8 protein-coding genes and 2 pseudogenes are annotated in these 9288 nt (G+C 54.3%); 5 read left to right on the top strand and 5 right to left on the bottom strand.

The window, feature by feature from the left end; all coding sequences use genetic code 11:
• Positions 1-299, bottom strand: a pseudogene (locus tag ULO1_RS11150) (IS200/IS605 family accessory protein TnpB-related protein); the annotation flags it as partial.
• Between the two features lie 230 nt (positions 300-529).
• Here ULO1_RS11150 and ULO1_RS11145 point away from each other — a divergent pair.
• The gene (locus tag ULO1_RS11145) at positions 530-1210 is read left to right on the top strand and encodes a 4Fe-4S dicluster domain-containing protein (RefSeq protein WP_079907698.1); all 681 of its coding nucleotides are present in this window, start codon (positions 530-532) and stop codon (positions 1208-1210) included.
• Position 1211: 1 nt separating this feature from the next.
• Here ULO1_RS11145 and ULO1_RS11140 read toward each other — a convergent pair whose 3' ends face one another.
• A complete protein-coding gene (locus ULO1_RS11140; protein WP_078666018.1) occupies positions 1212-1442 on the bottom strand; it encodes a hypothetical protein in 231 nt (76 codons plus the stop codon).
• 103 nt (positions 1443-1545) lie between these two features.
• Here ULO1_RS11140 and ULO1_RS11135 point away from each other — a divergent pair, with 103 nt between their 5' ends.
• The 4 genes from ULO1_RS11135 (at position 1546) to ULO1_RS11120 (ending at position 6867) form a co-directional block, all read left to right on the top strand.
• Entirely contained in the window at positions 1546-2049 is a 504-nt protein-coding gene (locus ULO1_RS11135; protein WP_078666019.1) for a DUF4352 domain-containing protein, read from the top strand.
• Positions 2050-2147: 98 nt separating this feature from the next.
• The gene (locus tag ULO1_RS11130) at positions 2148-4064 is read left to right on the top strand and encodes an aconitate hydratase (protein WP_079933611.1); all 1917 of its coding nucleotides are present in this window, start codon (positions 2148-2150) and stop codon (positions 4062-4064) included.
• Positions 4065-4220: 156 nt separating this feature from the next.
• On the top strand, positions 4221-6125 hold the full coding sequence (locus tag ULO1_RS11125; RefSeq protein ID WP_079933610.1) for a DUF294 nucleotidyltransferase-like domain-containing protein: 1905 nt from the start codon (positions 4221-4223) through the stop codon (positions 6123-6125).
• 13 nt (positions 6126-6138) lie between these two features.
• Positions 6139-6867, top strand: a complete 729-nt coding sequence (locus tag ULO1_RS11120; protein WP_159073804.1) for a PolC-type DNA polymerase III — start codon at positions 6139-6141, stop codon at positions 6865-6867.
• Here the strand turns inward: ULO1_RS11120 and ULO1_RS15330 are convergent.
• From ULO1_RS15330 to ULO1_RS15245, 3 genes and pseudogenes are all read right to left on the bottom strand, one after another.
• Complete coding sequence (locus ULO1_RS15330; RefSeq protein ID WP_079907695.1) at positions 6864-7382, bottom strand: methylated-DNA--[protein]-cysteine S-methyltransferase; 519 nt, start codon at positions 7380-7382, stop codon at positions 6864-6866. The two genes, ULO1_RS11120 and ULO1_RS15330, sit on opposite strands and share 4 nt — an antisense overlap.
• A gap of 10 nt (positions 7383-7392) precedes the next feature.
• On the bottom strand, positions 7393-8655 hold the full coding sequence (gene larA, locus ULO1_RS11110; RefSeq protein ID WP_078666024.1) for a nickel-dependent lactate racemase: 1263 nt from the start codon (positions 8653-8655) through the stop codon (positions 7393-7395).
• 253 nt (positions 8656-8908) lie between these two features.
• Positions 8909-9288, bottom strand: a pseudogene (locus ULO1_RS15245) (IS200/IS605 family accessory protein TnpB-related protein); the annotation flags it as partial.

Below are 9288 nucleotides of genomic sequence, written 5' to 3'. Positions count from 1 at the left end.
TTCAGCAGTTCTGTTTGGGAGTCCAGCAGGGCCTGTGCTTTAAGTCTGGAGTCATCGACAAAGCGGGAGTTCAGCCCGAAAAGTTCTTGTCCTGACTTCTTGATTTCATGACGGGAAGCACCTTCCAGGAGCCGGTTAAAGGCCCACCGCATACAGGCACAGAAGAGACGCATCTCCGTAGTCAGCTGGTCTTCTTCGCCCCGGCTCCATTTCGAAGACCGGTGAGCCGGGTAAATCTCCGGAAAAAACTCCCCGCACACAGTTATGCTAAATTTGTTCTTCTCGTGTTTCTTTGGCATTCCTGATCAGCTCCCCGAAACCCTGCCGGACTTTGCTGCTTCACCAATGGATAATAGTTCCATACTTTTATAGTAGTAAAATAGTTAGGTACAATCAATTATAGTATAGTTTCTTATAACTGTTACAGTACCTCCCAGCCCCATTATAACACATTTGAGAGCAGGAAGATTGCCCATACGAGAGGGGCTGGCTTAAAATTAATTAAAAACCCTGTGCAGAGGTGATAAGTATGGACTTAGAGCAACTCCTGTCCCGCCTGGACGTGGACCTTTACGGTACTGCCCCTGTCTCCGCCTTTGACCAGGCTCCCCCGGGTTTTAAACCCCAGGACCTGTTGCCTACCTCGCAGCAGGTTATTGTAATCGCTCGAAGTCTGAATCCGACACCAATTCGCTATCTGCCGAAAACCCGCAACCAGTACATGGTAGAATTCGAAATGGCCAACCGGCATCTGACTCACGCTGCCTATCAGCTGGCCCGGCAACTCCAGCAACTGGGCCACCAGGCCCTGCCCATCAGCTCAGAAGCAGCCATCGGCGATTATGGGCGTCTGAAGGCGGATTTTTCCCTTAAACACGCTGCCGTCCTGGCCGGTCTGGGCTTTTTCGGCCTCAACAACCTGATTCTGACCCCTGCCTATGGCCCGGCCCAGCGCTGGGCAGCGGTGATTACCTCTGCCCCTTATACTCCGCTTCAGGTGGCTAACCCGGCCCGACCCGACCTTTGCAGTCAGTGCCAGGCCTGTGTCCGGCAGTGCCCGGCCGGGGCCCTGCAGGGCTGGGAAGGCCAGTATAATCCGACCACCGGCTGGACCATCAATAAAGAAAAATGCGCCCACTACATTTTCGTAGTGAACGCCGGTAAACGCTGCGGAATATGTATTGCCAGCTGTCCCCTTTTGCCAGAATAAGCTAGTGCAGCCTTCTGGCCTGAATATAATACCCCTCTTCACTGCCTTTGGGTTGCCAGGCGAAACCGTTTTCCTCCAGGATATCCACCACTTCATCGGTGAAGACCGGGTCTACCCGGTCAAAGACAATATTCAGGGTGTCCACCGGCCCCACCTGGCTGACTACTTCTTTGACCCGTTCCACTTTTTTCTGACCGTGGAGATTCCGTAAATCCACCTGCCAGTCGCTCATGGCAATCACCCTCCTTTGTCAATATTTTTCCCGCCAGCAGGAAAAAATAATCGGGCGTGGAATACTAGTGAGGGTATAAATCTAACACGGCAGGTGAAAGTTTGTGAAAAAAATCCTTCTCCTTTCCTTCCTGGCAGCTGCACTGCTTCTCGGGGGCTGTGCCAGCACTCAGCCGCAGGTGCCGCCTCATGCCAGCAACAGGGAAGAAAAATCCGGTCATATTAAACTGGTGCAGGGCCCCCTTACCCTGGAAGTGAGCCAGAAGCCCAAATATTTCAGTCCTGAGCTGATGCCCGCTGAGGAAGGCAAAGTGGTAATTGGCCTTTTTACCGCTATTACCAATGACAGCGACCAGGACCTGAACATCAAGCCGGAATTCGTTACCATCATCACCGAAGACGGCAAGAGCTATCAGTATTCGGAAGCCCGCACTGCCATTACCGGCAAAGGGGCCTTCAAAGCCATGGACCTGCCGCCCCATTACCGCGGTGGTGGTCTCCTGCTGTTTGAGATTCCCAGAGACCAGCAGGTGGATAAAGTCCTCTACGAGGATCAGGCTGGTCATAAATTTACCGTCAGTCTGCAGGCACCTCCTGGCAAAGTTTAAAAGCACAAGCGATATATTGTATACTTTTCCCGGTGTTATAGACACCGGGCTTTTCTTTATGTTACCCTTTTCCTTAGATAAAACGGAGGTGTGGCAAGATGGGCATGAATCTGACTCAAAAAATCATCGCCGCCCATTTGGTGGAAGGCCAAATGGTGCCTGGCCAGGAAATAGCCATCAAAATCGACCAGACCCTGACCCAGGATGCTACCGGTACCATGGCCTACTTGCAATTTGAAGCCATGGGCGTGCCCCGGGTCAAAACCGAGATGTCCGTAAGTTATGTGGACCACAACACCCTGCAAACCGGGTTCGAAAATGCCGATGACCATCTGTTTTTGCAGACCATTGCCGCCAAACATGGTATTTATTTTTCCCGTCCCGGCAATGGTATCTGCCACCAGGTTCATTTAGAGCGTTTTGGCAAACCCGGCAAAACCCTGCTGGGTTCTGACAGCCATACCCCCACCGGCGGGGGCATCGGCATGCTGGCCATCGGGGCCGGAGGCCTGGATGTAGCGGTGGCCATGGCGGGCAAACCTTTTTATCTGACTATGCCCAAAGTGGTCAAAGTCGAGCTGCTGGGCCGCCTTTCCCCCTGGGTCAGTGCCAAGGATGTCATTCTCGAAGTGCTGCGCCGTCTCTCCGTCAAAGGCGGAGTGGGCAGGATTCTGGAATATACCGGCCCGGGGGTAGCAACCCTGACGGTACCGGAACGGGCCACCATCACCAATATGGGAGCCGAACTGGGGGCCACCACTTCCATCTTCCCCAGTGATGAAATCACCCGGGCCTTCCTGGCCGCCCAGGGCCGGGAGGAGGACTGGGTACCCCTGAGCGCTGATCCCGATGCGGTCTATGATGAGGAATTGACTATTGACCTTTCTGCCCTGGAACCCCTGATCGCCTGTCCCCACAGCCCGGATAAAGTAGTTCCGGTGCGGGAAATAGCTGGTCTCCCGGTGGACCAGGTGGCCATCGGTTCCTGTACCAATTCCTCTTACGTAGACCTGATGCGGGTGGCTGCTATCCTGCGGGGTAAGAAGATCCATCCCCGCACCAGTCTGGTAATCAGTCCTGGTTCCAGGCAAGTGCTGACTATGCTGGCCCAGAATGGCGCCCTGGCTGACCTGCTCAGCGCCGGAGTGCGCCTGCTGGAATGCACCTGCGGGCCCTGTATCGGCATGGGCCAGGCTCCTCCTTCTGCAGGCGTATCAGTGCGCACCTTTAACCGTAACTTTGAAGGGCGCAGTGGCACCAAAGATGCCCAGGTCTATCTGGCCAGTCCGGAAGTAGCCGCTGCTGCCGCCCTGACCGGCCAATTAACTGACCCACGGGAACTGGGCGCATATCCGGAAGTGACCTTACCGGAAAAGTTCCTGCTGGATGACAGCATGATCATCCCCCCGGCAGCGGCGCCGGAAACCGTTGAGGTACGGCGGGGCCCCAATATTAAGCCCCTGCCCAAAGGCCAGCCGCTGCCTGCTGAATACCGCGGTGAGGTCTTGTTGAAGGTAGGGGATAACATCACAACCGACCACATCATGCCGGCCGGCTCCAAAATCCTGCCTTTGCGTTCCAATATCCCGGCCATCAGCCAGTATGTCTTCCACCAGGTGGATCCCGAATTTCCCGCCCGGGCCCTGGCTAAAGGCGGTGGCGTTGTGGTGGGCGGCCAGAACTATGGCCAGGGCTCCAGCCGGGAGCATGCCGCTCTCGCCCCCATGTACCTGGGAGTACGGGCAGTGATTGCCCAGTCCTTCGCCCGTATCCATCGGGCCAATCTGATCAATTTCGGCATCCTGCCCCTGACTTTTGCCCGGGCAGAAGACTATGAGGCTATTGAACAGGGGGATATTATCCGCTTGCCCGAACTGGTTGAGCGGATTGGCGCCGGAGCCGAAGAAATAAATCTGATCGTGGAAAATAAAAATTTGACCATCCCCTTGCTGGTAGACCTTACCCCCCGCCAGCGGGCCATCCTGCTGGCGGGTGGACTGCTTAACTACGTCTGAGTCACCATTCAGGAAGAAGGACAGCCGTTTCCCCGGCGGGAAACGGCTGTTTTCGACCTTCCGCCTGCATTTCTCTCCCCTTCACCGCAAATTTCTTGCCGTCCACTCCGTCCTCCCTTTATATTGAAACTAAGAAAGAGGAAGGAGGAGGCGCCGATGGGATACCTTTCTATCTTGCACGAAGCTCAACCCTTTAGCTTGCTGCCCCCGGAAGCATTGCAGGCAGCTTTAGTCAAATGCGAATCCCGGCTTTATCCCAAAGGCACCTATATCTTCCGACAGGGTGAACCCTCCCGCGCTGTCCTCTATATTCTTACCAATGGCCTGGCCGAAGTAGTCCTGACCAACGAAAAAGGAGAAGACAACGTGGTAGGACTGCGTCAGCCCCGGGATTTCTTCGGGGAAACGGTCCTGTTCAATGACAAGCCCTATCCCGGTTCTGTGCGAGCAGTAGAGGATTGTATCTGCTTGCTTATGCCCCGGGAAGTTTTTGAAAGTCTGCTGGAAAACTATCCTAAATTCGCCGGTTATTTTACCCAAACCCTTTTAGAGCGGATGCGGGTAATTTATGAAGAAGTGGTTGCCGAACAGAGTTATCTGGCCGGCAACCTGGAAACCCAGCCTTTTCGCAAGCGGCTGTCGGAAATCATGACCAGCCCGGTTCTGACCTGCCGCGCCAACCAGACCGTCACCGAAGTAGCTCAGCTCATGGCGGAGCGCAATATCGGGGCTCTGGTCGTGGTGGATGGTCAGGAGCGGCCGGTGGGAATCGTCACCGACCGGGACCTGGTAGCTAAAGTGCTGGCCCAGGGCTGTCCGCAAACCGGGGATATTACCGCCGATATGGTAATGAACACCCAGCTGGTTTCCCTGCCTCCTGATGCTTTTTATTCCGAGGCCTTGCTGGCCATGGTCAAAAATAAAGTCAAATATCTGGCTGTGGTAGACCAGGGCCATCTTTTCGGGATTATCTCCATGCGGGATCTGATTCGGGCCCGCAGCTCCGGCGCCCTCACTACTGTCGATACCATTGAAACCTCCCGCAACCTGGACGATCTGGTCCAGGCCACCCGGGAAGTGGATCAGGTACTGGTGGGTTTGCTGGCTGAAAATGCCCCCATTGAAGAAATCTTTGTGGTTATGAGTGAGTTCTATGACCGGCTCACCGCCAAAGTCATTCAACTGGCGGAAGAGGAAATGGTCCAGGCCGGTCTGGGTACCCCTCCTGTCCCTTACTGTTTTATCACCATGGGCAGTGGCGGCCGCAAGGAACAGGTCCTGCGCACTGACCAGGATAATGGCATTATCTATGCCGATGTCCCGGCCAACCTGGCCGAGGAAGCCCAGAACTATTTTCTTACCCTGGGGGAGAAAATCGTCAATGGCCTGGTCGCCTGTGGCTTTGCCCGCTGCAAGGGCAATGTCATGGCCTCCAATCCGGAGTGGACCAAACCCCTGCGCCAGTGGTACCTGGATGTCACCAGCTGGATCGCTCAGCCGGTACCGGAAATAGTGCGCAAACTCACCATTTTCCTGGATTTCCGCCCCGTCTACGGCAAAAAGGAACTGGCCCAGGATTTGCGCCATTTTGTCCATCGCCGGGTGGAGGATTATCCGGTTCTGCTCCATTTTCTGGCCAAGGATGATCTGGAATACAAAGTGCCCCTGGGGTTTTTCCGGCAATTCATTACGGAAAAGCACGGGGAGCATAAAAATGAAATCGATTTAAAGCGGGCGGTTTGTGTGCATATGGTGGATTGTGCCCGGATTTTTGCCCTCAAATGGGGCATTGACGAAACCAGCACCCTGGGGCGTTTGAAAATCATGGAACAGCGCAATATTTTCAACCCCGAGGATAGTGAGTATTATTCCACTGCCTATAAAATCCTGATGACCCTGCGCCTGAAAAACAACCTTAAGAAACTGGAGCAGGGACTGGAAGCCGATAACTGGATCAATCCCAATCAGTTGCCTAAAAAAGAAGCGGCCACTTTGCGTTATGCCATGCTGGCCGTCGATAAACTGCAGAGCTTTACTGGTACTGTTTTTCATGCCGGGTAGGGGGTAGATGATGATGTTACGCGCGTGGTTAGGCCGCACCTCCCGATTGATGGGATTTGAAACTGCGGGAGGAGATAGAGCCTGTGACTCCCTGATTTTGACCGAGGTTAAGGAAAAATTGAAGAAATTCCAGGAACAGCGCCACAATCCCCAAAAACCGCTACGGGAAATGGAATTTGTTGTTTTTGATCTGGAAACCACCGGGTTGTATCCCTTTAGCGGTGATACCATCACCTCTATTGGTGCTGTTCTAATCAAAAATGGTGAAATCTGCCCTGAACATTCCTTTCAGGAGCTGGTCAATCCCGGTCGTCCCATTCCACCTCTGGTCACCCAGATTACCGGTATCGATAATGAAATGGTGGCTGAGGCCGATGATTTTCTGACGGTCTTCAACCGTTTCCTTGACTTCTGCGGGAACCGGATGCTGATCGCCCATAATTCCGATTTTGACCTGGCTTTTATTAATATCCAGTTGAAAAAAGCTTTAAAAACCAAATTCAAGCCAGTTATCCTCGATACGGTAGTTCTGGCCATGGCCCTGCAGCCCTATCGCAGTTCCTATACCCTGGATAGCCTCTGTACCGCCTGGCAAATAAAAACCCCCCTGCGCCATACGGCACTGGGGGATGCGCTGATCACCAGCCGCTTGTTTTTGACTTTTCTGCAGGAATTTCAGCAACGGGGAATCAAAACCGTGGGTGACTTGCTCAGCCTCTTGCACTGGCGCAACCTGCTCTAGCCACTAAAACCCGGGGCCCCTTCCAGGCCCAGCAAATAGAGCTTGACCTCCAGTCCACCCCCATACCCAACCAGTGCCCCTGATTTGCCGATTACGCGGTGACAGGGGATGATGACGGGTATGGGGTTTCTGTTGTTGGCCTGTCCCACGGCCCTGACTGCTCGCGGTTTGCCGATATTGGTAGCGATCTCCTGGTAGGTTCGAGTTTCGCCATAGGGGATTTTCTGCAGTTCCTGCCAGACCTGCAGCTGGAATGGGCTACCACTTACATCCAGCGGCAGGTCAAATTGTTGCAGCTCTCCGGCAAAATAAGCGCCCAGCTGTTCTATTGCCTGCTGGTGGACTTTGAGGTTGCGTTCCACCACTATCTCCTCAGTCCATTTCCGATTTAACCAGTTCAGCAAGGTAGCCTGTCCTTCTCCCGGCAAAACCAAGCGACAGAGCCCCTTTTCCGTACTGACCAGGACCAGCGGCCCAATGGGACTTAACATTTCTGACCAGCGTATGATTTCCATGCTCTGCCTCCTATGCTGAAGCAACTTCCGGCTGCACCTGGCTGCCATCGGGAATAACCAGCAGGGAATAATCCTGTCCGTATTGTTCTTCTACCTGCAGCAGTGCAGTCGGGATACTGTCAGCATAACGCATAAAGAGGCTCTCCGTCAACTCTTTTCCCAGATCTGAGATTAAAATTACCTGTTTTTCCTGTAAGACCCTGGCGATAGCATAGGCCTTGTGTCCGCCCAGGACAAACCCCTGTTCAAAACGGCGGAAAATATCTTCCAGAGTCTCTGCTTCCAGCATCCATTTTTCAAAAGTATGTTCGCCCAGTCCTTCCCTGCAGCGGGCCAGCAGGATGATGGTTCCGCCCGGCCGGGTGGCAGCTGCCGCTGCCTCCAGGGCCTTTTGGGCCTGGTAGAGATTGATGTCCTTGGGATGGCCACCGGCACTGACCAGCACCACATCAGCGGCCCGAGGTACTGTGACCATACTCATCTGGCGGCAGGTTTCCACTCCGGCCAGCCAGGCCTGTTCCAGGTCACCGGCCACTGCCTGCACGATTTCCTTTTTCTCATTGGTCACTACATTGAGGATAAAATCCACACCCACCAGGCGCGCGGCCTCCAGCATCAGCCAGTGGACCGGATTAGTGCGCCAGTTGCCGGCACAGGCGCGGGGATCGGTCATGAGGCTGTGATTGTACTGAATCAGATTGCGAGCTGCCACCCCGGGGAGAATGGATTTGCGGCCACCGGAAAACCCGGCGATATAATGCATGGTAATCAGGCCGGTGGTGATGATAAAATCCGCTTCAGCCACCAGACGGTTAATAACCAGCTCTTGTCCATCGGACAGGCGTCCGATGGCTACCAGATCCCGGTCACAGTCATGGCTAATGATATTAAAACGCCGGCAAATTTCTTCCCCAAAGCTGGCCCGATTTTCTTCTTCCGTATTGGCCCGGTGACTCCCGGTCGCCACCACCAGGGTCACCTGTTCATCCCCGATCCCGGCCCTTTCCAGCTCAGCTACCAGCGGTGGCAACATCACCTCATAGGGTGTGGGCCGGGTAACATCATTGACAACAATTACAACCTTTTGCGGCTGCCGCTCCCTGAGGAGCTCTGCCAGAGGCGAAGTTCCAATGGGCTCAGCCAGCGCCCGGCTGATCTCAGCTAGAGGATCACTCACTCCCGGCAAAGATCTGGGTGTAATAATCTGGCAATATCCCTTCGGATTCAGCTCAACCTGAAGTTTATCCTTTCCATAAGCCAGTTTTACTTCCAAGACAGTCCACCTGGTTCAAAAAACTTGACTGTTTTTATTTTCAGCCAAGTTGGCCCCCAGACCAGGATTTCGCCTCCTTTCCGAATACTTGATTTGCCCCCGCGGGGCAGGGCGACAGGGGACCTCGGCCCGGGAGTTCCACCCGGACGGGAGTACTGCACCGGTTTATGCTGACCTCCCGGTGGGAGTATAACTCCACCTCCCGCGTCCTGTTAGGACGCCTACCGGTTTCTCCGACACCGGCTAAACGGGGTCACCGTACGGACAGGGCCAATAACTTCAGGTCAGGCCAGACGGAGTTATACGCCTCCTGCTCACTCTGGGCAAGCCCGTTATGCACAGAAAGCTTTTCCTCCAGCCGCCTCAAGCAGGCCCTGACCCCACGGGTCATCCCTTTTCCTTCCCCAGGTCTATCAGGATTAACCTTCCGGGTCAGGTTTTGCTTGATTTGCGATATCAGTTGCCTGAGTTCTTCAGTCACCCGTTCCCTGAACCCCATTGCCCGACGACCTATAACCAGTGCCGCCGCGCAATGCACCGGAACGGCGTAACGTTTCATATACTTCCAGTAACCTATGGTTGAAGTATGCCGGGGTGATACTAACTTGAAAGGCACCCCTTCTTTTACAGCTC

Source organism: Carboxydocella sp. ULO1 (genome assembly GCF_002049255.1).
Taxonomy (GTDB): domain Bacteria; phylum Bacillota.
Note: the sequence above shows the minus strand (reverse complement) of the source record. Positions and strands in the feature narration are given on the sequence as shown.

Excerpts from the sequence above, each read along its gene's own strand:
- ULO1_RS15330 (WP_079907695.1), bottom strand. The coding sequence starts at position 7,382 with ATGGAAATCATACGCTGGTCAGAAATGTTAAGTCCCATTGGGCCGCTG.
- ULO1_RS11140 (WP_078666018.1), bottom strand. The coding sequence starts at position 1,442 with ATGAGCGACTGGCAGGTGGATTTACGGAATCTCCACGGTCAGAAAAAA.
- ULO1_RS11120 (WP_159073804.1), top strand. The coding sequence starts at position 6,139 with ATGTTACGCGCGTGGTTAGGCCGCACCTCCCGATTGATGGGATTTGAA.
- ULO1_RS11125 (WP_079933610.1), top strand. The coding sequence starts at position 4,221 with ATGGGATACCTTTCTATCTTGCACGAAGCTCAACCCTTTAGCTTGCTG.
- ULO1_RS11130 (WP_079933611.1), top strand. The coding sequence starts at position 2,148 with ATGGGCATGAATCTGACTCAAAAAATCATCGCCGCCCATTTGGTGGAA.
- ULO1_RS11145 (WP_079907698.1), top strand. The coding sequence starts at position 530 with ATGGACTTAGAGCAACTCCTGTCCCGCCTGGACGTGGACCTTTACGGT.